The following is a 26,900-nucleotide window of genomic DNA, read 5'->3' on the forward strand; positions in this document are numbered from 1 at the left end:
CGTCCACTGTGCGGTTCCCGAGCAACGAACGGGAACCCGTTTGACAACTCGATACCGTTACGGCGGCCATAGCGAAGGGGAAACGCCCGGTCCCATTCCGAACCCGGAAGCTAAGCCCTTCAGCGCCGATGGTACTGCACCCGCCAGGATGTGGGAGAGTAGGACGCCGCCGAACACCATTCCAGAAAGGCCCACCCCCAACCGGGTGGGCCTTTCTGCGTTCACCCACGAACCTGGCTCGGCCACGGTACGCCGAGCCGTCCGGGCAGGGCCACATCCATTCGATTTGCGGGTTGGTCTACGTGCAGGCCTACGCGGGCATGGCTTCCGCGGCCCTTGTGGTCGGCCGGTGTCCTCCGGTGGTCACGACCCGGTTCGAGATGTCCGCTGCTTCGCGTCTGGGCTACTGCTTGTCGGGCGCGTGTCTGCAGCTCAACGGGATGGGATGATGTCCCTTTGAATCGTGGAGGTAGGACCTGATGAACAGCGACAGCCGTAGCGGCAACGAGCGGGACCGTGGTGCGTCCCGAGGTGGACGGGGCCGAGACGGGGCGTCCGGTGGTTCGTCGGGCGGCCGGGCGGGTGGGTCGTCGGCCGGTTTCGGCGGTGGTTCTCCACGATCGTCGTGGGGCGGCTCGCGAGGCCCGCGCACCGGTGGCACCGAGCGGTCATTCCGCGGAGGCACGGGGAGCGCCGAGGACCGTCGCGATTCTGCCGAGGGGCGCGCGGGCCGGGCGGCCGGGGCGGCTGGCGGGGCGATGCGTTCCGGTGGTCGGTCGACGGGATGGGGCAGCAGCTCCGGTCGTTCCAGCACTGGTGGTGCACCGGCGGCCCGAGCCGCGGAGGGCGCCCGCGAGAGGGGTGCCGGCGGCGGATCCGGCGGTCGTGCGCCGGGTGCGGACGAGCGGGGCTATCGCGGTGCGTCGCCGCGCGCTGCCGGTGGGGCTCGGCAGTCGGGCGGGACGCGGGCTGGAGCCTCCCGTCCGGCCTTCGACGGTCCTCGTCGTCCTGAGCAGCGGCGTGCCTGGGGCCCGGGTGGTTCGGAGGGGCGTTCGTTCCAGGAGGAGGGCGGCGCGGCCTCTGGCGGTGACCTGTGGGGAACTCGTCCGGCCCGAGCTGGGTCAGGGGCGCCGTTCGGCACCGCCGGTCGGTCCCGTGGGGAGGCTGGTGGCCGGAGCGCTGAGGCTCCCCACGGACCGCAGCGACCCGGTGGCCGTGAGGGTCGTCCGGTCGACGGAGCGCCGTCGAGCGCGGGCTCGGCCGATCGTTCGTCCGGGTATCGGTCGGGCGGCCGTGACGGCGGGGAAGGGCGGCGCGCGGGCGATCGGCCCTTCACGCGGAGGAGCGTCGACGGACCGGGCGATCGGTTCGCCGGAAGCCAGGCTACGGGTCGCCCACGTGAGGAGTCTCCGCGAGGAGCCGGCAGAGGCGTCACGTCCGGACCGCGAGCCGGCTCATCGGCGCGTCCCTGGTCCGCCGACGACCGGAGGGTCGGCGGCTCTCGTGACGACGCTCGTGCGGCACGCACCTCGACCGGTCCCCGGCGTGAGGGTCGAACCGATCGACCCGCCACGGGCTCGTCGACGGGTCCGCGACGTGGTGCACCGCGAGCTGACCGGGCGCAGGACCGTCCACGGCGTGATGACGCGCGACGCCCCGCGACGGTCAGGGAGGCCGGTCCTGGCACGGACGCTCCGCCGCGCGCCCACGACCCGGAGGTCGCCGAGGACGTCACCTTCAGCATGCTCGACAGGGACGTGCGAGGGCGGCTGCGCACCCTGAGCAAGGACAGCGCCGAACGCGTCGGCCGCCACCTGGTGATGGTGGGCAGGCTGCTCCAGTCCGATCCCGAGCTGGCGTACGAGCACGCGCAGGCCGCCGTGCGGCGGGGCGGGCGGGTCGACGTGGTGCGCGAGGCGGCGGGTCTGGCGGCGTACCGCACCGGCCGGTATGGCGAGGCGCTCCGTGAGCTCCGCACCGTGCGCCGCCTGAACGGGTCACCGGAGCACCTCCCCGTGATGGCGGACTGCGAGCGTGGGCTCGGCCGTCCCGAGCGCGCGCTGGTCGTGGCGCAGGATCCGCAGGTCGCGGAGCTCTCCGCCGAGGCGATGGTCGAGCTGGCGATGGTGGTCAGTGGTGCGCGGCTCGACCTCGACGAGCCGGAGGCGGCGCTGGCGGCCCTCGGCACTCCGCAGGTGCGTGCCGCGACGGGCGTGCTCGCGGCACGCGCGGCACAGGCGCGGGCGACGGCCCTCGACGCGTGCGGCAGGCACGACGAGGCGGAGCGCGAGCTCGCCCCCTACTCGGCCGAGGAGCTGGCCGAGGCGGCCGGGGACCTCGACGAGGAGGACGACGTCGTGGTCTACGACCTGCTCGACGACACCGTCGAAGGCGAGCAGGTCGACGCCCCGGAGGGAGACGGCCCGCCGCCAGCGGCCGACGTCGACGGTCCGGGGCACGAGGCGTGAGCGGAGGCCTGCTCGCAGCCGACCGCCCGCTGGCCGAGCTCTTCGACCTGGCCCTGGTCGACCTCGACGGCGTCGCGTACCGCGGGCACGAGCGCGTTCCGTGGGCGTCCGAGAGCCTCGTCGAGGCGCGGGAACGAGGGATGCGGACGCTGTTCGTCACGAACAACGCCTCGCGCTCGCCGGACGTGGTCGCGGAGCAGCTGACGGAGCTCGGCATCCCGACGTCGGGTCCCGATGTGATGACCGCGGCACAGGCAGCCGCGCAGCTGCTCGCCACTCGCCTCGCCGGCGGGGCGAAGGTGCTGGTGGTCGGTGCCGACGCACTCAGGGACGCCGTGCGGGCCCAGGGGTTCGAGGTGGTGTCGTCGGCCGACGAGCACCCCGACGCCGTCGCGCAGGGCTTCAGCCCGGACATCGGCTGGCCGCAGCTGGCGGAGGCTGCCTACGCCGTCGCGGACGGCGCCTGGTACGTCGCCTCGAACCGCGACCTCAGTCTGCCGACCGCACGGGGGTTCGCTCCCGGGAACGGCTCTCTCGTGCTTGCCGTGACGTCCGCGACCGGCGTGACGCCGGACAGTGCGGGCAAGCCGGAGCCCACGATGTACCAGCTGGCGATCGCGCGTGCAGGCGGGGTGCGGACGCTGGTCGTGGGTGACCGGCTGGACACGGATCTCGCAGGTGCGCGTGCGGGTGACCTCCCGGGGCTGCACGTGCTCACGGGCGTGAGCACGGCCCGCGACGACGTTCTCGCCGTGCCGGGTCAGCGGCCGCACTACATCGGCGCGGATCTGCGTGCGCTGCTGCAGCCGCACCCGGTGCCGGTGCCGAACGACGAGTGGTGGGTGTGCCGCGAAGCCGCGGCACGGGTGGCCGGTGGCCGGCTGGAGCTGAGACCGGGCGGAGACGCGGTCGACCTGGTGCGAGCGGCGTGCGCCGCGGCATGGGCGGCAGCGGACGCCGGCCTGCCCGTCGAGCCGTCGAGCGTCCCCGATCTGCCGTCGGTCTGAGGCGTGCGGTCCGACCCTGTGCGTGGTGGAGGGTGGGGTGCCGCTGCAGCCGGTAGCGTGGACGAGGGCCGCAGCGACGGCAGGCGCGATCGGAAGGATGGCGGGTGACCGAGTCCCTGCAGGGCGAGGGCACGGGCGACGACGGCGTCGACGAGGCGTTGGGCGCACTGGCTGAGCTCTCGGACGCCCCGTTGCGGGCCCACGTCTCTGCCTTCGAGGCCGTGCACGCCGCGCTCCAGGACCGGCTCGCCGAGTCGGACCGCTGAGCACCGTCGTGGCACGGGTCGACGTCGAGCTGGTGCGTCGCGGGCTCGCGCGGTCGCGCGGCGATGCCGGACAGCTCATCGCGGCCGGCCGGGTGCGGTTGGACGGGTCTCGCGTGGTGCGTGCCTCCGCGGCGGTCGAGCCCGAGCGCGTGCTCGTCGTGGAGCCCGACGCCCAGGACCCGGGGTACGCGTCCCGTGCGGGCCACAAGCTCGCCGGTGCGCTCGACGTGTGGCAGTCGCAGGGTGTCGCGGTCGCGGGACGCCGCTGCCTGGACGCCGGTGCGAGCACGGGCGGTTTCACGGACGTGCTGCTGCGACGGGGCGCCGCATCGGTCGTCGCCGTGGACGTCGGGCACGGGCAGCTGCGTCCGGAGCTGCGTTCCGACCCGCGCGTCGACGTGCGCGAGGGCGTCAACGTCCGTGACCTGGTTGCCGGAGACGTGCAACCGCCGCCGGAGCTGGTCGTCGCGGACCTCTCGTTCATCTCGCTGCGCCTGGTCGTGCCGCCGCTCTCGGCCGTCGCGGCACCGGGCGCCGACCTCGTGCTGCTCGTCAAGCCGCAGTTCGAGGTGGGGCGCGAGCGGCTCGGCTCCGGCGGTGTGGTGCGCAGCCCGGCGCTCCGCAGGGACGCGGTGCTCGGTGTGCTCGAGGCGGCCGACGCGGCGGACCTGACCCCTGTGGACCTGCTCCGGAGCGTGCTGCCGGGGCCGAGCGGCAACGTCGAGTACCTGATGCGGCTCGTCGCACCGGGTGCCGCTGGACGGGTCGAGCCGATGCCCGTCGGCCGCGTCGACTCGGTCGTGCTGGAGGAGGACGCATGACACGTCGTGCACTGGTCGTCACCCACCGCGGCCGGCCGGAGGCCGTGGCCGCGACGCTGGTCGTGGTGCGGGAGCTCGAGCGCGCCGGCGTGGAGCCGGTCACGGCCGAGGAGGACGCGACGGCAGCGGACCTGCCCACCTTCGACCTCGCCGTGGTGCTCGGGGGCGACGGCACGATCCTGCGGGCCGCGGAGCTCACCCGCGGGACCGGTGTGCCGATGCTCGGCGTCAACCTCGGCCATGTCGGCTTCCTGGCGGAGATCGAGCCGGACAACGTCACCGCGGCCGTCCGGAGGCTGACGAGCGGCGACTTCGTCGTCGAGGAGCGCAGCACGCTCGAGGTGCGGGTCATCGGCCCGAACGGCGAGGAGCGCACCGGGTGGGCGCTGAACGACGCCGCGCTGCAGAAGACCGAGGCGGCCAAGATGATCGAGGTGATCACGGAGGTCGACGACCGACCGCTCGCCTCGTTCGGCACGGACGGCATCGTCGTCGCGACCGCGACCGGCTCGACCGCGCACGCCTTCTCCGGAGGCGGCCCGGTGGTGTGGCCGGACGTCGAGGGCCTGATCGTCGTCCCGTTGGCGGCGCACGCCCTCTTCGCTCGGCCCTTGGTGATCGGTCCGCACAGCGTCGTCGCGGTGGAGATCCTCGAACGGTCACCCTCGGGGGCGGTGCTGACGAACGACGGACGACGCAGGCTCGACGCACCCCCCGGGTCCCGGCTGGAGGTGTGGCTGAGCGACGTGCCGGTGCGGATGGCCCGCCTGACGCCGGCGCCGTTCACCACCCGGCTCGTGAACAAGTTCGGCCTGTCGGTCCAGGGCTGGCGCGGCCACTCCGCCGTCGTGCGGCCGCGCAGGGGTCGACCCGTCGCGCCCGGCGAGGTAGGTGCCCGGCCGGCCAGGCCCGCGCAGCAGACTGAGGCGCCCGCGGAGGACGTGCCGTGATCGAAGAGATCCGGATCAGCGACCTCGGTGTCATCGGGCAGGCCCAGATGGCCCTGGGGCCGGGCCTGACGGTACTGACCGGCGAGACCGGCGCCGGCAAGACGATGGTGCTGACCGCACTCTCGCTGCTGCTGGGAGGCAAGGCGGACCCCGCGACCGTGCGCGTCGGCGCGACGGCGGCCGCCGTCGAGGGACGGGTGCACCTCGACGGCCACCCGGACGCGATCGCGCGTGCGACCGACGCGGGCGCGGAGCTGGACGACGACGGCTCGCTGGTGCTGCTGCGGACCGTGACGGCCGCCGGGCCGGACAGCGTGGGCCGGTCCCGCGCCCACCTCGGCGGTCGGTCCGTCCCTCAGGGGGTCCTGGCAGAGATCACGGACGCGCTGGTGACGGTGCACGGGCAGGCGGACCAGCTGCGCCTGCGGACGCCGGCGGCCCAGCGGGAGGCGCTCGACGAGTTCGTCGGGCCGGAGCACCGGGATCGCCTGGCGGCCTACCGGGTGGCATGGACGACCCGCGCCCAGGTGGACGCCGAGCTGACCGAGCTCGTCGAGCGGGCGCAGGACCGCTCGCGCGAGGCGGAGCTCCTGCGCCTCGGACTCGCCGAGGTGGAGCGCATCGACCCGCAGCCCGAGGAGGACGTCGCGCTGGCCGACGAGGCGGAGCGCCTGACCCACGCCGAGGACCTGCGGTCCGCCGCGAGCGCGGCGCACGGCGCGCTCGCCGGTGAGGACGAGGCCGGCGAGGCCCCGGCAGCGACGCTCCTCGTGGACGCCGCGCGGCGCCTGCTGGACCAGGCGGGCGCGCACGACCCGACGCTGGCGGCCCTGGCGACACGGGTTGCCGAGGCGGGGTACCTGCTTGCGGATGTCGCGACGGACCTCGCCGGGTATCTGCAGGACCTGCAGGCGGACCCGGCGCGGCTCGAGGCCGTGCAGTCTCGGCGTGCCGAGCTGGCCACCCTGACACGGAGCCACGGCGGCGATGTCGCGGGTGTGCTGGCTTGGGCCCGGCAGGCCGGTCTGCGGCTGCTGGAGCTCGAGGACGACGGCGGCCGGATCGAGGCGCTGCTGACGCGCCGCACCGAGCTCGACGCCGAGGTCGAGGCTCTGGCGGGCGAGATCGGCGCGGCCCGGCGCGCGGCCGCGACCAGGCTGGCAGAGAGCGTCACGGCCGAGCTCGCCGGTCTCGCCATGGCGGGCGCGCGCCTCGAGGTGGCGGTCGAGGACGCGGACGAGCCCTCGGTGCACGGCGCGGACCGGGTGGAGCTGCTGCTGGTACCGCACGCCGGCGCCCCGGCGCGACCGCTCGGCAAGGGGGCGTCCGGCGGCGAGCTGTCCCGCGTGATGCTCGCGATCGAGGTGTCCTTGGCGACGTCGGGCGGCGCTCGGGCGCAGATGCCGGGCACCTTCGTGTTCGACGAGGTGGACGCCGGCGTGGGCGGCAAGGCGGCAGTCGAGGTCGGACGACGCCTGGCGCAGCTCGCCCGGTCGGCGCAGGTGCTCGTCGTCACCCACCTGGCGCAGGTCGCCGCGTTCGCCGACACGCATCTCGTGGTGACGAAGTCCACGGCGGGCGGGCACGACGTGGTCACGGAGTCGGACGTCCGATCGGTCGCGGGCGAGGACCGGGTCCGAGAGCTGGCACGCATGCTGGCTGGTCAGGAGGATTCCGAGGCGGCTCGCGCGCACGCGGCGGAGCTCCTGGCGCAGTCGGGCGTGGGACGATGAACCGCGATGAAACTCTCCCTGCGCAGGCACGGTCATACGGCCGGCGCCGACGAGGTCGTGGGCCCGGCACGGGTCGACCGCCGCACGAAGGCCCTGACGAAGCGTCTCCGACCTGGTGACGTCGCGGTCATCGACCACCTCGACCTCGACCGCGTGGCGGCGGAGGCCCTGGTCGCCTGCCGTCCCGCGGCGGTCCTGAACGCCGCGCGCTCCACCTCCGGCCGGTACCCGAACCTGGGTCCCGAGATCCTGGTGGCGGCAGGGGTCCCGCTCATCGACGACCTCGGCCCTGATGTCATGTCGGTGTCCGACGGACGGGTGATCCGGGTCGCGGACGGCGCCGTGTTCGACCAGGACCGCCTGATCGCCGAGGGGGAGCTGCAGACGGTGGAGTCCGTCGCTGCCTCGATGGAGGCGGCGCGTGCGGGCCTCTCGGTACAGCTCGAGTCGTTCGCCGCCAACACGATGGACTACCTGCGGCGGGAACGCGAGCTGCTGCTCGACGGCGTCGGCGTGCCGGACGTCCGCACGCCCATCGAGGGCCGTCAGGTACTCGTCGTCGTGCGGGGCTACCACTACAAGGAGGACCTCGTCGCGCTACGCCCGTACATCCGGGAGTTCCACCCCGTGCTGATCGGGGTGGACGGTGGTGCGGACGCGATCCTCGAGGCCGGTGCGCGGCCCGACCTGATCGTCGGCGACATGGACTCCGTCTCCGACCGGGCCCTGCGGTGCGGTGCCGAGGTGGTGGTGCACGCCTATCGCGACGGGCGGGCACCCGGCCTGGCGCGCGTCGAGGCGCTCGGCATCCCGTACGTGGTGTTCCCGGCGACGGGGACCAGCGAGGACGTGGCGATGCTGCTCGCGGACGACAAGGGCGCGGAGCTGATCGTGGCGCTCGGCACGCACGCCACGCTGGTGGAGTTCCTGGACAAGGGCCGTTCCGGCATGGCAAGCACGTTCCTGACCCGCCTCCGGGTGGGCGGCAAGCTGGTGGACGCCAAGGGGGTGTCGCAGCTGTACCGGCACGGCATCTCCAACCTCCAGCTGGTGCTGCTGATCGCCGCAGGACTGTTCGCGCTGGGCGTCGCGCTCGCGTCGACCGTCGGCGGCCAGGCGCTGTACGGGCTGCTCGGTGCGCGGTTCGACGACGTCGTCTCGTGGGTACGCGGGCTTTTCGGGGGCCTGCCGTGACGTCCGACCCGCCTGCTGCCCGTCCCGACCTCGACCGAGAGCGCGTCCAGTGATCGACTTCCGGTACCACCTCGTCTCCCTGATCTCCGTCTTCCTCGCGCTCGCCGTGGGCATCGCGCTCGGCGCCGGCCCGTTGAAGCAGACGCTGGGCGACACCCTCACGGGCCAGGTGCAGCAGCTCCGCACCGAGAAGGCGCAGCTGCGCAGCCAGCTCGACGACACGGCGGGCCAGCTGAAGAACAGCGATGCCTACCTCGACGCGGCGAGCGGGCAGCTGGTGCAGGGGACCCTGAAGGACCGGCGCGTCGCGGTCGTCGCGCTCGGCGCCGTCCCGCAGGACGAGCGCACCGCCGTCGACGCCCGGCTCACGCAGGCCGGCGCCACGGTCAGCGCCCACGTGACCTTGACGGACGCGTGGTCGTCGACGGACCAGCGCAGCTTCCGGCAGGGCCTGGTCGGCTACCTCCTCGGCTACCTCAACCCGGCCCCCGACCAGGGGGCGGGCGTGCAGGCGCAGCTGGCGCAGGCGCTGGTGCAGGGGCTGGTTCGCGCCGAGTCCGGCAAGCCCGACACCCTGACGCAGGACTCCACGGTGCTGCTGCAGCTGCTGTCCTCGGGTCAGACACCGCTGATCACGCTCGCCAACCCCGTCACGGCGCCGGCCGACGCCATCGTGGTGCTGGCCGTCCCGGTCGCGACGACGAGCGCGGCGACCCCGGCACCGACCCCGGCGCAGGACGCGACGAGCTCGGCGCTCGCGGTGGTCGGCGCGGCACAGTCGTTCTCGCACGGCGCCGTGCTGGTGGACGGGTCGGTCGCGGCGGGTTCGCTGGTGTCGGCCGTGCTGGCCGACAAGTCGCTCAACGGTGCGGTGACCACGGTCTCCGGCGCGGACACGATCACCGGCCAGGTCACCGTGCCGCTCGCCCTCGCGGCGCGCATCGCGGGGACCAACGGTCACTACGGCTTCGGCAGCGGACTGTCGCCGATGCCGGCGCGCACGGCGGTGCCGACGACTGCCGGCGCCCGGACCGCCGGGTGAGCGTCGGGCCGCTTCGCCGCACCCTCACCGGTCTCGCGGCGGCCGCGACCACCTCGGTGGTCCGCGGTGCGCTGGACTGGCAGCCCCCCGGCGGGCCGGCCCGGTGGACGCGCCGGAACCACGCCGGCGAGCCGGTCAGCCTGCTCGAGGGACCCGCCGTGACCGTCGGTGTGCTGACGGGAGCGCTGAGCGGGGCGACGACCGCTCAGGGAGGGTTTGCGGCGGCGGTGGCCGTGCTGGGCGCCGGCGGCTTCGGGCTGCTCGACGACATGGGTGAAACCGGTACGGAGCCGACCAAGGGGCTGCGCGGGCACCTGGGCGCGCTGGCGCGGGGCCGGCTGACCACCGGGGGCCTGAAGGTCTTGGGGATCGGCGCCTCGGCGGTGGTGGCGGCAGCGCTGCTCCCACGCGTGGGCCCCCGCGGACGGCGTACCGCCGACGTGCTGGTGGACGCCACGATCATCGCCGGGACGGCGAACCTGGTGAACCTGCTCGACCTGCGCCCGGGTCGCGCGCTGAAGGCCGCCGCCGCCGTCGCCGGACCCGTGGCGCTGGCCGGGGGACCCGGTGCGGTGCCGGCGAGCGCGGTGCTCGGCGCCGCCGTGGCGGCTTCTGAGCCCGATCTGGCCGAGACCGACATGCTCGGGGACTGCGGTGCGAACGCGCTCGGGGCGGCCCTCGGCACGGCCATCGCGCAGAGCGCTCCGCGCGGCGTCCGCATCGCGTGGCTGGTGACCGTCGGTGCCCTCACGGTGGCGAGCGAACGGGTCAGCTTCACTGCCGTGATCGAGCGGACGCCGGCGCTCGCGGCCGTCGACGCCTGGGGCCGGCGTCGCCGGCCAGGCCGGGGGTGAGTCCCGTGCGCCGCCGGCTGCTAGGCGGGCTCGCGGGCGCCGCGGCGATGATCGCCGTGGTCACCGCGCTGTCCCGCGTGCTGGGCTTCGTCCGCTACCTGGTCGGCGCGGGCACCGTCGGGATGGGTGGGGTGGCCGACGCCTACAACTCCGCGAACGTGCTGCCGAACGTGCTGTTCGAGGTGGCAGCCGGCGGAGCCCTCGCCGGTGCGCTCGTGCCGTTGCTGGCAGGGCCGGTGCTGCGCCGCGACGTGGCGGAGGTGGACCGGATCGTCGGTGCCGCGCTCGGCTGGACCCTGCTCGTCCTCACCCCGCTCGGGCTGCTGCTGGCGGCCGTGTCCGGTCCGGTGGCTCGGCTCCTCGCCGGCGACCGCGGTGCGGGGGCGGTCGAGGTCCTGCGCTTCTTCGTCGTCGTGTTCGCGGTGCAGGTGCCGATGTACGGGTTGACGGTGCTGCTGTACGCGGTGCTGCAGGCGCACCGGCGGTTCTTCTGGCCGGCCTTCGCGCCCGTGATGTCGTCCCTGGTGGTCGTCGCGACGTTCCTGGGGTACGGGTTGCTGGCGCACGGCCAGCGGGACGACCCGGCCGCCGTCCCCGGCGCCGCCCTGCAGGTGCTGGCCTGGGGGACCACGGCGGGCGTGGCGTCCATGTGCTTCCCGATGCTCGTCCCGGTACGTCGGCTCGGGGTCACCATCCGTCCGACGCTGCGGTTCCCCCCGGGCGTGGCACGCCGGTTCAGGTCGTTGGCGTTCGCGGGTGTCGCGGCCGTCGCCGCCCAGCAGCTCTCGGTGCTGGTGGTGCTGCAGCTCGCCGTCACCCGCGGCACGGCAGGCTCGTACACGACGTTCGTGTACGGGCAGCAGGTGTACCTGCTGCCCTACGCGATCCTCGTCGTGCCCTTGGCCACGTCGACCTTCCCGCGGGTCGCCGCGCAGGTCGCCGCTTCGGACCAGGACGGGTTCGCACGGCTGTCCGCGCTCACCACCCGCGCCGTGCTGGCCGCCGCGGCGGCCGGAGCCGCGGCCCTGCTGGCGGCCGCACCGGCGGTGGCCCGGGTGTTCGCGGCGCTGTCGCACAGCCCGTCCGTGCAGCCCGACATGACGGCCCTGCTCACGTGGATGCTCCCGGGGGTGGTCGGATTCGCGGCGATGTTCCACGTGTCCCGGACGCTGTACGCCCTCGAGCGGGCGCGTTCGGCCGTCGTGAGCGCCGCCGTCGGCTGGGGCACGGTGGCGGTCGTCGCGGTGGTGGCCGTCGTCGCGCTGACGTCGCACGGACCCGACCGTGCCGCCGTGCTGACCGCGCTCGGCCTCGCCACGACGGCCGGGATGACGGCCGGGGGCGGCGCGACGCTCGTGGCGCTGCGGCGGGCGGCGGGTCCGGTGGCGCTCGACGGACTGACCCGCACGCTGCTCGTCCTTGGCGGTGCCGGTGCGGTGGCAGCCGTCGCGGGTCGGTGGGTGGCGGATGCGGTGTCGCACGTCGCCGGCACCGGCGCGTGGACCGCGCTCGGGGCGGCGGCCGGAGCCGGGCTCGTCGCGCTGCTCGTGGTGGTCGGGGCGGTCCTGGGCCTGGACCGCGAGACCGTGCACGGGATGCTGCGAGCGGAGCACGAGCCGGCCCGGAGCTGACCGGTGCTAGGGACCGCCCGACGACGCCGCGGGGCGTGCCGCGGCGTCGGGCCGGTCGAACGGTCCGGTAGGGTGGAAGCCCGTGATGGATCGCGCGCACCGACTCTCCGGGCGGTCGGATTCTCTGACCCGGCACATCTTCGTCACCGGAGGCGTCGCCTCTTCTCTGGGCAAGGGCCTGACGGCCAGCAGCCTCGGGCGCCTCCTGCGCTCGCGCGGTCTGCGGGTCACCATGCAGAAGCTCGACCCCTACCTCAACGTGGACCCGGGCACCATGAACCCGTTCCAGCACGGTGAGGTGTTCGTCACGGACGACGGTGCGGAGACCGACCTCGACGTCGGCCACTACGAGCGGTTCCTCGACGTGAACCTGGTCGGCTCGGCCAACGTGACCACCGGCCAGATCTACTCGACGGTGATCGCCCGCGAGCGGCGCGGGGAGTACCTCGGCGACACCGTCCAGGTGATCCCGCACATCACCGACGAGATCAAGTCCCGGATGCGCGCGCAGGCCGGTGACGACGTCGACGTGATCATCACCGAGATCGGCGGCACCGTCGGCGACATCGAGTCGCTGCCGTTCCTCGAGGCGGCGCGCCAGGTGCGCCACGACGTCGGCCGCGCGAACGTCTTCTTCCTGCACGTGTCGCTGGTGCCGTACATCGGCCCGTCGGGCGAGCTGAAGACCAAGCCGACCCAGCACTCGGTCGCCGCCCTGCGGAGCATCGGCATCCAGCCGGACGCCATCGTGCTGCGCGCCGACCGGGAGGTGCCGGAGTCCACGAAGCGCAAGATCGCGCTGATGTGCGACGTCGACGTCGAGGGCGTGGTGACCGCCGCCGACGCGCCGAGCATCTACGAGATCCCGCGCGTGCTGCACTCCGAGGGCCTCGACGCGTACGTGGTGCAGCGCCTCGCGCTGCCCTTCCGGGACGTCGACTGGAGCGGCTGGGACGCGCTGCTCCAGCGCGTGCACCGCCCCGCGCACCAGGTCGAGATCGCGCTCGTCGGCAAGTACATCGACCTGCCGGACGCCTACCTGTCCGTCACGGAGGCGCTGCGTGCCGGTGGGTTCCACCACGACGCCCGGGTGAAGATCCGCTGGGTCACCTCCGACGACTGCCAGACGCTGGACGGTGCGGCGGCCGCGCTCGAGGGCGTGGACGGTGTGGTGATCCCCGGCGGTTTCGGGGTTCGCGGCATCGAGGGCAAGGTCGGCGCGCTGCGCTGGGCCCGCGAGAACAAGGTCCCGACGCTGGGCCTGTGCCTCGGCCTGCAGTGCATGGTGATCGAGTACTCCCGGAACGTGCTGGGGCTGGACGGGGCATCGTCCTCGGAGTTCGACCCGGACACGCCGCACGCCGTGATCGCGACGATGGCGGAGCAGCTGGCGATCGTCGGCGGCGAGGGCGACCTGGGCGGGACCATGCGGCTCGGCGCCTACGAGGCCGTGCTGACGCCGGGCTCGCTGGTCGCGGAGCTGTACGGCGCCGACAAGGTGTCCGAGCGGCACCGCCACCGGTACGAGGTGAACAACGCCTACCGCGACAAGCTCGAGGAGGCCGGCCTGGTGATCTCCGGCGTGTCGCCGGACACGTCGCTGGTGGAGTTCGTCGAGCTGCCGCGCGAGGAGCACCCGTACTTCGTGGCGACGCAGGCGCACCCGGAGTTCAAGTCGCGCCCGACGCGGGCGCACCCGCTGTTCGCCGGCCTCGTCGGTGCGGCGCTGAAGCGGCGCTCCGCATGACCACCCGGCCCGCCACCCCGGAGCCGACCGACACGGTCGCGAGCCGTCCCGTCGTGCAGCACCGCGTGCTGCACGACGGGACGGTGTTCGACGTGGTCGCCGACCACGTCGACCTGGGTGGCGAGCCTGTGCTGCGCGAGTACACGGCGCACCCCGGTGCGGTCGGTGTGATCGCGCTGGACGACGACGACCGGGTGCTGCTGCTGTCCCAGTACCGGCACCCGGTCCGTCGGGAGCTGTGGGAGCCGCCGGCCGGGCTGCTGGACGTCGAGGGGGAGGACCCGGTCGCTGCGGCAGCGCGCGAGCTCGCCGAGGAGGCCGACCTGCGGGCGGGCTCGTGGTGGCGGCTGGTCGACTTCTTCACCTCACCGGGCAGCTCCGACGAGTCGATCACGGTCTACCTGGCGCGGGACCTCTCGCCGGTGCCGCACGGCGACCGCTACGAGCGCATCGACGAGGAGGCGACGATGGTCGCGTCCTGGCTGCCGCTCGACGAGGCGGTCGCCTCGGTGCTCGGCGGACGGCTGCACAACCCGACGGCCGTGGTGGGGATCCTCGCGGCGGCGGCCGCCCGCGCTGCGGGTTGGTCCACGCTCGAGGCCGTCACGGCGTAACGAGGTCACCGCCGTCGGGCGCCTGAGCCTCGCGGCGGGACGGTGGACCGACCCCGAGAGGCGGTCAGGCGGCGCGGGCCGCTGCAGCGGGCTGCGGACCCGGCGCCGGGAGAGCAGGTACCGGACCGCGCGTGCGGAGGGTGCCGGCGAGCAGGACGACCGCGACGACGAGCACCGCGGCGCCCAGCATGTGCAGGTCGACCAGGGCGATGGGCAGCCCGGTGAACAGCTGGACGTAGCCGATCAGCGCCTGCGCCGCGGTGACGGCGAGGAGCAGCCAGGCGGCTCGACGGGCGGCGGCCGGTCCGGTGCGGCGCAGCCGCAGCAGGACGGCGACGAGCAGTGCGACGAAGAGCCACACCGCCAGCGAGTGCACGCGCGCCATCTGGAACGGGTCGACGGCGAACCGGTAGCCGACCCGGTCGTCGCCCGAGTGCGGACCGGCCCCGGTCACCACGACGCCGAGGGCCACGACGGCGACGGCCGCGACGCCGAGGCCGGCGACCAGCCGGCGTGTGACGCCGTCCACCACGGGGGTCGACGCCGCGTCGCTCTCGCGCGAGCGGACCACCAGCCACGTCGACACGGCGACGAGCACCATCGACAGGAGCATGTGGCCGCTGACGACGGCCGGCGGCAGCTGGTACAGGACCGCCATCCCGCCGACGACGGCCTGGACGACCACGCCGACGAGGGGCACCCACGCCATCGTGCGGTAGGACGCCGAGCGACGGCGGTCCATGCCGACGAGGAGCGCGACCGCGAGCGAGACGACGACGAGGACACCGGTGATGGTGCGGTTCCCGAACTCGATGAACGGGTGGTAGCTGGTCGCGTCGTGCACGGTCGGCGTGAAGTGCCCCGGCTCGCAGCTGGGCCACGACGAGCAGCCGAGACCGGATGCCGTCAGGCGCACCAGACCTCCGGTGACGATGATCAGCACCTGCGCGACGAGGTTGGCCACGACCGCGCGCCGGCGCCAGACGTCGAGGCGGTCGCGGACAGGAGGTGCGGAGGCCGCTGCGCTGGTCACGGTCACCAGGGTAGATCGCCGCCGGAACCGGTCCCGGCGCGCTACGACCAGCGGAACCAGCGGGCGGCCGCCGCGGACAGCGCGACCGCCCACACGGCGAGCACCGCCAGCGGCCCGGCGGCCCAGGTGCCGTGCAGCAGCGCTGCACGCAGCGCCTCGCCGAGCGCGCCCGACGGCAGCCACCCGACGACGTGGGCGAGCCCGGCGGGCAGCACGCTCGCGGGCAGCACCACCCCGCCGAAGGCGAGGAGCACCAGCACGAGGTTCGCCAGCGCGATGACCGCCTCGGCACGGACGCGTCCTGCGGCGAGCAGGGCGGCCGCGCCCCACGCCGTGGTGCCGAGCAGCCAGGCGACGACCGCCGGCAGGATGCCGCCCGGCTCGGGTCGCCAGCCGAGCGCGACGGCCGCACCGCCGATCACCACGACCTGCATCACCTGCACGGCCAGCACGGCGGCGAGCTTGCCGACGAGCAGCCCGGTGGGGCCGAGCGGGGTGGTCGCCATCAGGCGCAGCACCCCGTTGCGCCGGTCGAACGCCGTGGTGATCGCCGGTGAGGTGAAGGCCGAGCTCATCAGCGCGAACGCGAGCACGCCCGGTGTGACCAGGTCGATCCGGGTGGCGCCGCCGGTGTCCAGCGCGACGAAGGTGGCCCGCGCGAGACCGCCCAGCAGGATGAGGGGCAGCAGGACGGTCACCATCACCTGCTCGCCGTTGCGGAGCACCGCGCGCAGCTCGAAGGTGCTCTGCGCGGTGATCCGCCGGGACGCGGGGGCGGCGGTGGTCATCGCAGGCTCCGACCGGTCAGGTCGAGGAAGACGTCCTCGAGCGTGCGGCGGCCGAGCTCCAGGCGGGTGACCTGCACGTCCGCGTCGGCGAGCGCCGCCGTGACGGCGGCCACCGACCTGGGGTTGACAGGTCCGGCGACGCTGCAGGCCGTCCGGCCGGCCGCCTCGACCGTGAACGTCGATCCCAGCGCCGTGGCGAGCGCGGCGGGGTCGAGGGGTTGGGCGGCCTCGACGCGCAGCGTGGTGGTGCCCCCTGAGGCGACGAGGTCGGCGACCGTGCCCGAGGTGATCGCACGCCCGTGGTCGACGATCACGACGTGGTCGGCCAGGGCCTCCGCCTCGGCCATGAAGTGGGTGGTGAGCACCACGGACACCCCGTCCGCGGACAGCTCACCGACGAGGTCCCACACGGCACGTCGCGCCTGGGGGTCCAGCCCCGCGCTCGGCTCGTCGAGGAACACCAGGCGGGGACGTCCGACGAGCGCCACGGCGAGCGCGAGCCGCTGCCGCTCACCGCCGGACAGCCGTCGCACGGAGGTGCGCGCGAACGTGCGCAGGCCGAGGCGCTCCGTCAGCTCGCCGGTGTCGACCGGGTCCGCGTACATGCGCGCGACGTGCTCGAGCACGTCACCGGCCCGCTGCGTGTTCGGCAGCCCGCCGTCCTGGAGCATCACGCCGACCAGGGGGCGCAGGGCCGCGGCGTCGTGCGCGGGGTCGAACCCGAGGACCCGCACGTCGCCGCCGTCGCGATGCCGCAGACCCTCGCAGATCTCGACGGTGGTCGTCTTGCCGGCGCCGTTGGGGCCGAGCACCGCGGTCACCCGTCCGGACTCCGCGACCAGGTCGAGCCCCTCGACCGCGACGTCCGTGCCGTAGCGCTTGAGCAGCCCCGTCACCTCGACGGCTGGGGAGAGCGGCACGGGCGCGACTCTATCCCGGCGCCCTGTGGCCTCCGGCGCGGGCGGTGGCGGACCGCGCGCCGTGTGGGCGGTGTGCGGGAGGGTGGTCAGGTGCTGCTCCTGGTCACCCGGCGCCCCGACGGGGCGACCGTACGGGTGCGCCGCGTGGACCAGGAGGTGCCGCACGCCGTGGTCGGCCGCGAGTCGGCGCCGCGCTGGGTGTGGAGCGACACGTCGGCCCTGTATCCCGGCCTGCTGGCCGACGGGGTCCGGGTCGAGCGCTGCCTGGACCTGCGGCTCGCACATCGCGTCCTGCGCCTGGCACCGGCTGTCGCGACCTCGCCGCTGGCGACCGCCGCGGCCGCCCCGTTCGACGCGCCGGCTCCGGCCGAGCCCGGACCTTCCGCCGAGACGCTCTTCGACGAGGTCCGGGCCGAGCGGCCGCTCGACGAGGAGACGTGCCTGGCGGAGCTGACCGCGCAGGACGAGGCGGTCGAGCACGCCACCCCACCGGCACGGTTGCGGCTGCTGCTGGCTGCCGAGTCGGCCGGTGCGCTGGCCGCGGCGGAGATGCGCCACGCCGGTGTGCCGTGGGACCCGGCGGTGCACGACGAGGTGCTCCGCTCGCTCCTCGGGCCACGTCCGCGCGCCGGCGAGCGGCCCCGCCGTCTCGAGCAGCTCGCGGAGCAGCTCCGGTCGGAGCTGGACGCACCGGCGCTGAACCCCGACTCGCAGCCGGACCTGCTCCGTGCGCTGCGCCGCGTGGGGCTGCCCGTGACCTCGACCCGGAAGTGGGAGCTCGAGGGTCTGGACCACGCCGCTGTCGCACCGCTGACGGAGTACAAGCGGCTGTCGCGCCTGCACACCGCCAACGGCTGGACGTGGCTGGACACCTGGGTGCACGACGGTCGGTTCCGCCCCGAGTACGTGGTCGGAGGGGTGGTCACCGGCCGGTGGGGGAGCAGCGGCGGTGGTGCTCTCCAGCTGCCGCGCCACCTGCGGGGTGCGGTGCGTGCCGACGAGGGGTGGAGCCTGGTCGTCGCCGATGCGGCGCAGCTGGAGCCGCGGGTGCTGGCCGGGCTGGCCTACGACGAGCAGCTCGCCGCAGCCGGCCGGGGCCACGACCTCTACACCGCGATGGTGGCGGCCGGGGTGGTGCCGGAGCGGGCGCTGGCGAAGGTCGGCATGCTGGGCGCGCTCTACGGCGGCACCACCGGCGCGAGCGCAGCGGTGCTGCCGCGGATCGCCCGGGCGTACCCGGACGCCTTGGCGTACGTCGAGGCGGCCGCTCGTGCCGGCGAGCGCGGGGAGGTGGTCTCCACCCTGCTGGGACGCGGATCGCCGCGCCCCGGGGCGGCCTGGGCACAGACCCAGCTCGATGCGCTGTCGGACGAGGGCGGCACCGGCGAGGAGTCACGGGCGCGGGCGGCGAGCCGGGGCTGGGGCCGGTTCACCAGGAACTTCGTCGTGCAGGGCACGGCAGCGGAGTGGGCCCTGGCCTGGATCGCCGAGACCCGGCGCAGGTTGTGGGCGATGGGACCGACGGCTGCGGTCGGTCGCGCGGCGGAGCCGTTCGCCGCGCGTCCGCACCTCGTCTACTTCCTGCACGACGAGCTGGTGGTCCACACCCCGACGGCCCTGGCCCCCGTGGTGGTCGAGGAGGTCCGTGCCGCCGCGGTAGCCGCCGGGCGGCTGCTGTTCGGCGACTTCCCGGTCGAGTTCCCGCTCTCCGTGGGGACGGCCACGTCGTACGGCGACGCGAAGGGCGCCTGACCGGGCAGGTCGCGCGTCGCGTCCCGCGCGGCGGCCGCATCGCGGACGAGGAAGGCAGGCCTTGCTTGCCGGGATGTATTTTGGCAACAAGGATGTTGCCGATATCGGGAGCGACCACCGCGTCGGTCCCGGACATCTCGAACGGTGCTCGTCGCACCGGTCACCCCGTCTCCTGTGGAGGTGCGCATGAGCAGCCTGCTGCCCGTCGTCGTGCCGGCCGGAGGCGTGCTCGCCGGAGCGTCCTCCGGGCGGGTGGACGACCTGGAGACCCGGACCCGGCAGCGCGTGCTCGAGCTGATCGCCGCGGACGGGCCGATCAGCGCCGTCGAGCTGGCCGCTGCCCTCGACCTGACCCCGGCGGGAGTGCGGCGCCACCTGTCCGCGCTGGAGCACAACGGGCAGATCGCACCGCACACGGCAACGGGCGGTGCACCGGCCCGGCGCGGACGTCCGGCCCGCCGGTTCGTCGTCGCGACCCGGGGCCAGCACGACCTGGAGCACCGGTACGCCGAGATCGCCGCGGAGGCGCTCGCGTTCCTCGCCAGCGCCGCCGGCGAGGAGGCGGTCGAGAAGTTCGCCGCCGAGCGCGTCGGCGACCTCGAGCGGCAGATCGCCCCCGCGGTCGACGCAGCCGGGACCGACATGACCGCCCGTGCGGAGGCGCTCGCGCGGGCTCTGGACGACCATGGCTATGCCGCGTCGGCGCGTCCGGTCCCGGGTACCGACGCCGTGCAGCTGTGCCAGGGTCACTGCCCCGTGCAGGACGTCGCGGCCCAGTTCCCGCAGCTGTGCGAGGCGGAGACCCGCGCGTTCGGCCACCTGCTCGGCGTGCACGTGCAGCGCCTGGCGACGCTGACCTCCGGCGGCCACGTCTGCACCACCAGCATCCCCACCGGCACCCGCCGGGTCCCAGCACCACCGACCACCCCCGTGATCGCGACGGAAGGACCGACAGCATGAGCGCACCCACGGAGCCGATCACCACGCCTCTGGCCCCGCAGCTGACGCAGGACGAGGCCATCGCCTCGATCGGCACCTACGGCTACGGCTGGCACGACACCGACGTCGCCGGTGCCACCGCGCGCCGCGGCCTGTCCGAGGAGGTGGTGCGGGGCATCTCGGCGCTCAAGAGCGAGCCGGAATGGATGCTGAAGACGCGCCTGAAGGGGCTCCGCCTGTTCGACAAGAAGCCGATGCCCGCCTGGGGTGCCGACCTGTCCGGCATCGACTTCGACAACATCAAGTACTTCGTCCGGTCGACGGAGAAGCAGGCCGCCAGCTGGGAGGACCTGCCCGAGGACATCAAGAACACGTACGACCGGCTGGGCATCCCGGAGGCGGAGAAGCAGCGCCTGGTCGCCGGCGTCGCCGCGCAGTACGAGTCCGAGGTGGTGTACCACCAGATCCAGGAGGAGTTGGAGAAGCAGGGCGTCGTCTTCCTCGACACCGACACCGGTCTCAAGGAGTACCCCGAGATCTTCGAGCAGTACTTCGGCTCGGTGATCCCGCCGGGGGACAACAAGTTCGCGTCGCTGAACACGTCCGTGTGGTCGGGCGGGTCGTTCGTCTACGTGCCGCCGGGCGTGCACGTCGACATCCCGCTGCAGGCCTACTTCCGCATCAACACGGAGAACATGGGCCAGTTCGAGCGGACGCTGATCATCGCGGACGAGGGCTCGTACGTGCACTACGTCGAGGGCTGCACCGCGCCGATCTACCAGAGCGACTCGCTGCACTCCGCGGTGGTCGAGATCATCGTCAAGAAGAACGCCCGCGTCCGGTACACGACCATCCAGAACTGGTCGACCAACGTGTACAACCTGGTCACCAAGCGCGCGACGGTCGCCGAGGGCGGCTCCATGGAGTGGGTCGACGGCAACATCGGCTCGAAGGTCACCATGAAGTACCCGGCCGTCTACCTGATGGGCGAGCACGCCAGCGGGGAGACGCTGTCGATCGCGTTCGCCGGCGAGGGTCAGCACCAGGACACCGGCTCGAAGATGGTGCACGCGGCGCCGAACACCTCCAGCCACATCATCAGCAAGTCGGTGGCGCGGGGCGGTGGCCGGTGCTCGTACCGCGGGCTGGTGCAGATCCTCGAGGGCGCCGAGAGGTCGCGCTCCTCCGTGCTGTGCGACGCACTCCTGGTGGACCAGATATCCCGCTCCGACACCTACCCGTACGTCGACGTCCGCGAGGACGACGTGACGATGGGCCACGAGGCGACGGTCTCGCGGGTGAGCGAGGACCAGCTGTTCTACCTGATGTCCCGAGGCCTGCCCGAGCAGGAGGCCGTGGCGACCATCGTGCGCGGGTTCGTCGAGCCCATCGCCCGTGAGCTGCCCATGGAGTACGCGCTCGAGCTCAACCGCCTCATCGAGCTCCAGATGGAAGGTGCCGTCGGCTGATGACGACCACGACGAACGAGCCCGCGGGGCTGTCGACCGACCACTCGCGGGCGGTCGCCGACCAGGCGCACAGCCACGGCATGGCGACCGTCCCCGAGACGAGCCGGGCCGCCCGGCGGACCAGCTTCGACGTCGCCGACTTCCCCGTGCCGACCGGCCGCGAGGAGGAGTGGCGGTTCTCGCCGATGGACCGCCTGGCGCCGCTGGTGGCGGCCGACGGCGGCGTGCTGACCGGCCACGGCGTGCTCACCACCGTGGTGGAGAGCCCGGAGGTGCGCGTCGAGATCGTCGACCGCGACGACGCACGGCTGGGCCTGGCGGGCCGGCCCGGGGACCGGATCGCGGCCGCGTCGTGGGCGTCCTTCCCGCGGTCGACCGTCGTGACGTTCCCGCGCGAGGCGGTCGCCTCGCAGGTCACCTCCGTGGTGCTGGAGGGCTCGTCCCTCGACCCGACCGCCGCGCACCTGCTGGTGCACGCCGAGGCGATGTCCCAGGGCACCGTCGTGATCGACCACGTCGGCCAGGCGACGCTCGCGGAGACCATCGAGATCGTCGCCGACGAGGGCTCCCACCTGACCGTGGTGTCGCTGCAGGACTGGGCCCCGGGCTCGGTGCACGACGCGGCGCACCGCCTGCGCGTCGGCCGGGACGCCACCGTGCGGCACATCGTCGTCACGCTGGGCGGCGACGTGGTGCGCATCACCCCGGACGCCGAGTTCACGGGTGAGGGCGGCGACGTCACGGCGCTCGGCCTGTACTTCGCCGACGCGGGCCAGCACCAGGAGCACCGGCTGTTCATCGACCACGCGGTGCCGTCGTGCCGCTCCCGTGTCACGTACAAGGGCGCCCTGCAGGGCGACGGTGCGCACGCGGTGTGGGTCGGCGACGTGCTGATCCAGGCGCAGGCCGAGGGCACCGACACCTACGAGCTGAACCGCAACCTGGTGCTCAGCGACGGGGCGCGTGCGGACTCCGTGCCGAACCTCGAGATCGAGACCGGTCTGATCGAGGGTGCGGGGCACGCGAGCGCCACCGGCCGGTTCGACGACGAGCAGCTGTTCTACCTGCGCTCGCGCGGGATCCACGAGCAGGACGCCCGGCGTCTGGTGGTGCTCGGCTTCTTCGCCGAGCTGCTGCACCAGATCGAGGTCCCGGAGATCGAGGAGCGGCTGCTCGCGTCGATCGAGAGCGAGCTGGCGGCGTCCGGCGCCGTCGTCCTCGAGTCCCCGGACGGGGCGGCCGCCGAGGGCGAGCAGGCATGAGCGCTCAGCGCGCGTGCCTCGCCGCACAGGTCCCCGTGGCGGGCACCCTGCGGGTCGAGCTCGAGGGCGCCGACGGCACCGTCGAGGTGGCCGTCGTCCGCGACGAGGACGGCGAGCTGCACGCCATCAGCGACATCTGCTCGCACGGCCAGGTCTCGTTGTCCGACGGCGAGGTCGAGGGCGCCACGATCGAGTGCTGGCTGCACGGGTCGCGGTTCGACCTGCGCACCGGCAAGCCGCTGTCCCCGCCCGCCGTCCGGCCCGTACCCGTCTACCCCTTGACCGTCGAGGGCGAGCAGGTGCTCGTCGACGTCGACGCCCCGCTCTGAAGACCCTGAGGAGAACCATGTCCACCCTGCAGATCAGCGACCTGCACGTCAGCGTCGAGACGAAGGAGGGCCCCAAGCCCATCCTGCGCGGCGTCGACCTCACCGTGAACAGCGGCGAGACGCACGCGATCATGGGGCCGAACGGCTCCGGCAAGTCCACGCTGGCCTACTCGCTGGCCGGTCACCCCAAGTACCACGTCACCTCCGGCTCCGTGACGCTGGACGGCCAGGACGTCCTCGCGATGAAGGTCGACGAGCGCGCTCGTGCCGGCCTGTTCCTGGCCATGCAGTACCCGGTCGAGGTGCCCGGCGTCTCGGTGTCGAACTTCCTGCGGACCGCCAAGACGGCCGTGTCCGGCCAGGCTCCGGCGCTCCGCACCTGGGTCAAGGACGTCCGCACCGCGATGGACAACCTGCGCATGGACCCGGCGTTCTCCGAGCGGTCGGTGAACGAGGGCTTCTCCGGCGGCGAGAAGAAGCGCCACGAGATCCTGCAGATGGAGCTCCTGGCACCGAAGTTCGCGATCCTCGACGAGACGGACTCCGGTCTGGACGTCGACGCGCTGCGCATCGTGTCCGAGGGCGTGAACCGCGTGGCGAGCAAGACGGACGTCGGCGTGCTGCTGATCACGCACTACACCCGGATCCTGCGGTACATCCGGCCCGACTTCGTGCACGTCTTCGTCGACGGGCGCATCGCCGAGGAGGGCGGCTCCGACCTGGCCGACCGGCTCGAGGACGAGGGCTACGACCGCTTCACCCAGGGTGCCCCGCTCGTCTGAGCACGGCCTGCACCTACCCACCCAGCCGACCGTCCGAGCGGAGGACCGATGACCAGCACGCTGGACGCCACCCGCACCCTGAGCCCCGAGGAGCTCGCCGCGGTGCGGGCGGACTTCCCGCTGCTGTCGCGCACCCTGCGCGACGGGCGGCCGCTGGTGTACCTGGACTCGGGTGCCACCTCGCAGAAGCCCGAGGTGGTGCTCGACGCCGAGCAGGACTTCTACACGCAGCGCAACGCCGCCGTGCACCGCGGTGCGCACCAGCTCGCGGAGGAGGCGACCGAGGCGTTCGAGGGCGCCCGGTCGCGCGTCGCGTCGTTCGTCGGCGTGGCGGCCGACGAGCTCGTCTGGACGTCCAACGCGACGGCGGGGATCAACCTCGTCGCGTACGCGATGTCCAACGCGAGCCTCGGCCGCGGGGGTGCGGCGGCACGCCGCTTCGCGCTCGGCCCGGGCGACGAGATCGTCGTCACCGAGGCCGAGCACCACGCGAACCTCGTGCCGTGGCAGGAGCTCGCCGCGCGGACCGGGGCCACGCTGCGCTGGCTGGGCGTGGACGACGACGGGCGCATCCGGCTGGAGGACCTCGCGACGGTCGTCGGTGAGCGCACGCGCGTGCTGGCGTTCACGCACGCGTCGAACGTCACCGGGGCGATCACGCCCGTCGACGCGTTCGTCGCCCGGGCTCGCGAGGTCGGCGCGTTCACCGTGCTGGACGCCTGCCAGTCCGTCCCGCACCTGCCGGTGGACCTGCACGCGCTCGGCGTGGACTTCGCCGCCTTCTCCGGCCACAAGATGCTCGGTCCCACCGGTGTCGGCGCCCTGTACGGGCGCCGGGAGCTGCTGGCGGACCTGCCGCCCTTCCTCACGGGCGGGTCGATGGTCGAGGTCGTCACCATGGAGCAGACGACGTACGCCCCGCCGCCGCAGCGGTTCGAGGCCGGCACCCAGATGGTCGCCCAGGCTGTCGGAATGGGTGTCGCGGCGGACTACCTGGCGGAGCTCGGCATGGACGCCGTGGCGGCGCACGAGCGGCAGCTCGCCGGGTTGCTGCTGGACGCCGTCGCGTCCGTGCCCGGCGTGCGGGTGATCGGCCCGACGGACAACCGGGACCGGCTCGCCACTGTGTCGTTCGTGGTGGACGGGGTGCACGCGCACGACGTCGGCCAGGTGCTGGACGACGCCGGCGTCGCCGTGCGCGTCGGCCACCACTGCGCCCAGCCGCTGCACCGCCGCTTCGGCGTGGCCGCGACGGCTCGCGCCACCGCGTCCGTGTACACCACCGAGGCGGAGATCGAGGTGTTCCGGGAAGCGCTGGCGGGGGTCCGGGCGTTCTTCGGTGCGGACGACGACGCGCGCGTCCACCGACACGGAGGTGAGGCGTGAGCGCCAGCTCGATGGAACAGCTGTACCAGCAGGTGATCCTGGACCACGCGAAGTACCCGCACGGGCGCGGCCTGCCCGAGGGCTCGGGGACGGTCGCGGTGGCGATCGCCGAGCACGCCGACGCCTGCGGGGTGTCCCACCAGGTCAACCCGACCTGCGGCGACGAGCTGACGGTCCGGGTCGACGTCGACACCAGCGGCCCCGTGCCGGTGGTGCGCGACCTGCGCTGGGACGGCCAGGGCTGCTCGATCTCCCAGGCGTCGGCGTCGGTGCTCCACGACCTCGTCGTCGGCCAGGACCTGCGCACGGTGGACTCGCTGCACGACTCCTTCCGCGCGCTCATGCAGTCGCGCGGTGCCGGCCTGGACGACGAGGCCGCAGAGGAGGCGCTCGGCGACGCCGCGGCGTTCACCGGCGTCTCCCGCTACTCCGCACGCGTCAAGTGCGCCCTGCTCGGCTGGGTCGCCATGTCCGACGCCCTCATCCTGTCCGGCGCCCGTACCCAGGAGGACGCATGAGCATCGACCAGAACCCCGGCGCCCGCACGGAGCCGGCCACGGCTGCCGACGTCGAGGAGGCCATGCGCGACGTCATCGACCCCGAGCTGGGCGTGAACGTCGTCGACCTCGGGCTGGTGTACGGCGTGCTGGTGGACCAGACCAACACCGCCACCATCGACATGACGCTGACGTCGGCGGCCTGCCCGCTGACCGACATGATCGAGGACCAGACGGCTCAGGTGCTCGACGGCATCGTCGACGCGTTCCGCATCAACTGGGTGTGGATGCCGCCGTGGGGCCCGGAGAAGATCACCGAGGACGGTCGCGAGCAGATGCGGGCCATCGGCTTCAACATCTGAGCACCGCCGCTCCGGCACGCTCCCGCGACTGCGGTCGTGGGGGGCGTCGTCGTCCCCGCGGGACCGTGCGTCCCGCTGCGCCCCGGCGCGTCCGGGTGCTGTCAGAGGCTCGGTGCCGAGAACGTGTCGCAGGCCGCCAGCGTGCCCTTCTGGTAGCCGGTGGTGAACCACTTCTCACGCTGGGCGCTCGACCCGTGCGTCCACGTGTCCGGGTTGACCCCGCCGCCGGACTGCTGCTGGATGTGGTCGTCGCCCACGGCCTGCGCCGCTGCGAGCGCGTTCGACAGCTGCTGCGGCGTCACGGGGTCGAGGAGCACCACGCCCGTCTGCGGGTCCTTGGTCGTCGCGGCGTGGCCGATCCAGATGCCGGCGTAGCAGTCGGCCTGCAGCTCGAGCTTGACCGAGTCGGACGTCGCCCCGGTGCCCTGGTGGTCGATCTTGCTCATCGTGCCGAGCAGGTTCTGCACGTGGTGCCCGTACTCGTGGGCCGTGACGTACATCTCCGCCAGCGGTCCGTCCTGGGCGCCGAACTGGCTCTGCAGCTGGTCGTAGAAGCCCAGGTCCAGGTACACCGTCCGGTCCGTCGGGCAGTAGAACGGTCCGGTGGAGCTCGACGCGGCGCCGCAGCCGGTGCTCGTCTGCGAGGTGAACGAGACCACCGGCGGCTGGCTGAACGGCGTCCCCTGGGCGGCCAGCGCCTGCTGCCAGTAGGCGTCGAGACCCTGCACGGTCGCCGACAGCCGGCAGTCGCGCTGGGTGTTCGCCTGCTCGGCGGAGCAGCGCTGGATGGTGGTGCCCTGCGACGTGCCACCGGACTGCGACCCACCGCCGACGGCGTTGAGCACGTCGCCGAGGTTGCCACCGTTGAGCAGCGTGACCAGGACGACCACGACGAGCCCGGTCACGCCGCCGCCGATGGCGATGCCGCGTCCGGGTCCGCGGCTCTGCACCCGGCCGCCCTCGAAGTCGCCGCCCTCGTGGAAGGTCACGCGGGGACGCTAACCCGGCATCGGAGGAGCGGCCACCGGATGGCCCGTGCACCGGCGGTGGGTCG

General features: G+C 73.7%; 25 protein-coding genes and 1 rRNA gene. 22 read left to right on the forward strand and 4 right to left on the reverse strand.

Annotated features, from left to right (window positions below):
• Positions 1-58 precede the first annotated feature (58 nt).
• From rrf to ACFQTY_RS12205, 13 genes are all read left to right on the forward strand, one after another.
• Positions 59-175, forward strand: a 5S ribosomal RNA gene (gene rrf, locus ACFQTY_RS12145).
• 1,567 nt (positions 176-1,742) lie between these two features.
• Positions 1,743-2,468, forward strand: coding sequence for a hypothetical protein (locus tag ACFQTY_RS12150; protein WP_378100752.1), 726 nt, complete (start codon positions 1,743-1,745; stop codon positions 2,466-2,468).
• Positions 2,465-3,475, forward strand: coding sequence for an HAD-IIA family hydrolase (locus ACFQTY_RS12155; RefSeq protein WP_378100754.1), 1,011 nt, complete (start codon positions 2,465-2,467; stop codon positions 3,473-3,475). The genes ACFQTY_RS12150 and ACFQTY_RS12155 overlap by 4 nt, the downstream gene beginning before the upstream one ends.
• Before the next feature lie 104 nt (positions 3,476-3,579).
• Positions 3,580-3,741, forward strand: a complete 162-nt coding sequence (locus ACFQTY_RS12160; RefSeq protein ID WP_378100756.1) for a hypothetical protein — start codon at positions 3,580-3,582, stop codon at positions 3,739-3,741.
• Between the two features lie 8 nt (positions 3,742-3,749).
• Positions 3,750-4,562, forward strand: coding sequence for a TlyA family RNA methyltransferase (locus ACFQTY_RS12165; RefSeq protein ID WP_378100758.1), 813 nt, complete (start codon positions 3,750-3,752; stop codon positions 4,560-4,562).
• Positions 4,559-5,512 carry an NAD kinase gene (locus ACFQTY_RS12170; protein ID WP_378100760.1) on the forward strand — a complete coding sequence of 318 codons (954 nt, stop codon included), beginning with the start codon at positions 4,559-4,561 and terminating at the stop codon, positions 5,510-5,512. Before ACFQTY_RS12165 ends, ACFQTY_RS12170 begins: the two co-directional genes overlap by 4 nt.
• A complete protein-coding gene (gene recN, locus ACFQTY_RS12175) occupies positions 5,509-7,245 on the forward strand; it encodes a DNA repair protein RecN (protein ID WP_378100762.1) in 1,737 nt (578 codons plus the stop codon). The genes ACFQTY_RS12170 and recN overlap by 4 nt, the downstream gene beginning before the upstream one ends.
• A gap of 6 nt (positions 7,246-7,251) precedes the next feature.
• Positions 7,252-8,439: a putative cytokinetic ring protein SteA gene (gene steA / locus ACFQTY_RS12180; RefSeq protein ID WP_378100764.1), complete on the forward strand. Its 1,188-nt coding sequence runs from the start codon at positions 7,252-7,254 to the stop codon at positions 8,437-8,439.
• A gap of 49 nt (positions 8,440-8,488) precedes the next feature.
• The gene (locus tag ACFQTY_RS12185; RefSeq protein WP_378100766.1) at positions 8,489-9,481 is read left to right on the forward strand and encodes a copper transporter; all 993 of its coding nucleotides are present in this window, start codon (positions 8,489-8,491) and stop codon (positions 9,479-9,481) included.
• The gene (locus ACFQTY_RS12190) at positions 9,478-10,335 is read left to right on the forward strand and encodes a hypothetical protein (protein ID WP_378100768.1); all 858 of its coding nucleotides are present in this window, start codon (positions 9,478-9,480) and stop codon (positions 10,333-10,335) included. Before ACFQTY_RS12185 ends, ACFQTY_RS12190 begins: the two co-directional genes overlap by 4 nt.
• Positions 10,336-10,340: 5 nt before the next feature.
• Positions 10,341-11,966 carry a murein biosynthesis integral membrane protein MurJ gene (gene murJ / locus ACFQTY_RS12195; protein WP_378100770.1) on the forward strand — a complete coding sequence of 542 codons (1,626 nt, stop codon included), beginning with the start codon at positions 10,341-10,343 and terminating at the stop codon, positions 11,964-11,966.
• Between the two features lie 85 nt (positions 11,967-12,051).
• Positions 12,052-13,713, forward strand: a complete 1,662-nt coding sequence (locus tag ACFQTY_RS12200; RefSeq protein ID WP_378101775.1) for a CTP synthase — start codon at positions 12,052-12,054, stop codon at positions 13,711-13,713.
• Entirely contained in the window at positions 13,710-14,327 is a 618-nt protein-coding gene (locus tag ACFQTY_RS12205) for an NUDIX domain-containing protein (RefSeq protein ID WP_378100772.1), read from the forward strand. Before ACFQTY_RS12200 ends, ACFQTY_RS12205 begins: the two co-directional genes overlap by 4 nt.
• Positions 14,328-14,391: 64 nt before the next feature.
• Here ACFQTY_RS12205 and ACFQTY_RS12210 read toward each other — a convergent pair whose 3' ends face one another.
• From ACFQTY_RS12210 to ACFQTY_RS12220, 3 genes are read right to left on the reverse strand one after another with little or no spacing between them, the layout of a single operon-like run.
• Positions 14,392-15,360, reverse strand: coding sequence for a heme A synthase (locus ACFQTY_RS12210; RefSeq protein WP_378100774.1), 969 nt, complete (start codon positions 15,358-15,360; stop codon positions 14,392-14,394).
• 41 nt (positions 15,361-15,401) lie between these two features.
• Positions 15,402-16,148 (reverse strand): ABC transporter permease, encoded by a 747-nt coding sequence (locus tag ACFQTY_RS12215; protein ID WP_378100776.1) that lies wholly within the window; start codon positions 16,146-16,148, stop codon positions 15,402-15,404.
• Positions 16,145-17,068, reverse strand: a complete 924-nt coding sequence (locus ACFQTY_RS12220) for an ABC transporter ATP-binding protein (RefSeq protein ID WP_378100778.1) — start codon at positions 17,066-17,068, stop codon at positions 16,145-16,147. Before ACFQTY_RS12220 ends, ACFQTY_RS12215 begins: the two co-directional genes overlap by 4 nt.
• Positions 17,069-17,158: 90 nt before the next feature.
• On the opposite strand from ACFQTY_RS12220, the gene ACFQTY_RS12225 reads away from it, so the two are divergent.
• From ACFQTY_RS12225 to ACFQTY_RS12265, 9 genes are all read left to right on the forward strand, one after another.
• Positions 17,159-18,820 carry a bifunctional 3'-5' exonuclease/DNA polymerase gene (locus tag ACFQTY_RS12225; protein ID WP_378100780.1) on the forward strand — a complete coding sequence of 554 codons (1,662 nt, stop codon included), beginning with the start codon at positions 17,159-17,161 and terminating at the stop codon, positions 18,818-18,820.
• Positions 18,821-19,006: 186 nt separating this feature from the next.
• On the forward strand, positions 19,007-19,780 hold the full coding sequence (locus ACFQTY_RS12230; protein ID WP_378100783.1) for a helix-turn-helix transcriptional regulator: 774 nt from the start codon (positions 19,007-19,009) through the stop codon (positions 19,778-19,780).
• A complete protein-coding gene (gene sufB / locus ACFQTY_RS12235) occupies positions 19,777-21,228 on the forward strand; it encodes a Fe-S cluster assembly protein SufB (protein ID WP_378100785.1) in 1,452 nt (483 codons plus the stop codon). The genes ACFQTY_RS12230 and sufB overlap by 4 nt, the downstream gene beginning before the upstream one ends.
• Complete coding sequence (gene sufD, locus ACFQTY_RS12240) at positions 21,228-22,490, forward strand: Fe-S cluster assembly protein SufD (protein WP_378100787.1); 1,263 nt, start codon at positions 21,228-21,230, stop codon at positions 22,488-22,490. Before sufB ends, sufD begins: the two co-directional genes overlap by 1 nt.
• Entirely contained in the window at positions 22,487-22,819 is a 333-nt protein-coding gene (locus ACFQTY_RS12245; protein ID WP_378100789.1) for a non-heme iron oxygenase ferredoxin subunit, read from the forward strand. Before sufD ends, ACFQTY_RS12245 begins: the two co-directional genes overlap by 4 nt.
• Before the next feature lie 17 nt (positions 22,820-22,836).
• Positions 22,837-23,601, forward strand: a complete 765-nt coding sequence (gene sufC, locus ACFQTY_RS12250) for a Fe-S cluster assembly ATPase SufC (RefSeq protein WP_263730932.1) — start codon at positions 22,837-22,839, stop codon at positions 23,599-23,601.
• A gap of 48 nt (positions 23,602-23,649) precedes the next feature.
• Positions 23,650-24,987 (forward strand): cysteine desulfurase, encoded by a 1,338-nt coding sequence (locus ACFQTY_RS12255; protein WP_378100792.1) that lies wholly within the window; start codon positions 23,650-23,652, stop codon positions 24,985-24,987.
• Positions 24,988-24,998: 11 nt separating this feature from the next.
• Entirely contained in the window at positions 24,999-25,505 is a 507-nt protein-coding gene (gene sufU / locus ACFQTY_RS12260; protein ID WP_291762986.1) for a Fe-S cluster assembly sulfur transfer protein SufU, read from the forward strand.
• A complete protein-coding gene (locus ACFQTY_RS12265; RefSeq protein WP_263730930.1) occupies positions 25,502-25,846 on the forward strand; it encodes a metal-sulfur cluster assembly factor in 345 nt (114 codons plus the stop codon). The genes sufU and ACFQTY_RS12265 overlap by 4 nt, the downstream gene beginning before the upstream one ends.
• Positions 25,847-25,947: 101 nt before the next feature.
• On the opposite strand, the gene ACFQTY_RS12270 is transcribed toward ACFQTY_RS12265, so the two are convergent.
• On the reverse strand, positions 25,948-26,835 hold the full coding sequence (locus tag ACFQTY_RS12270) for a neutral zinc metallopeptidase (RefSeq protein ID WP_378100794.1): 888 nt from the start codon (positions 26,833-26,835) through the stop codon (positions 25,948-25,950).
• Positions 26,836-26,900: the final 65 nt, after the last annotated feature.

The sequence above is a fragment of the Cellulomonas sp. T2.31MG-18 genome (assembly GCF_964266755.1).
Lineage (GTDB): Bacteria > Actinomycetota > Actinomycetes > Actinomycetales > Cellulomonadaceae > Cellulomonas.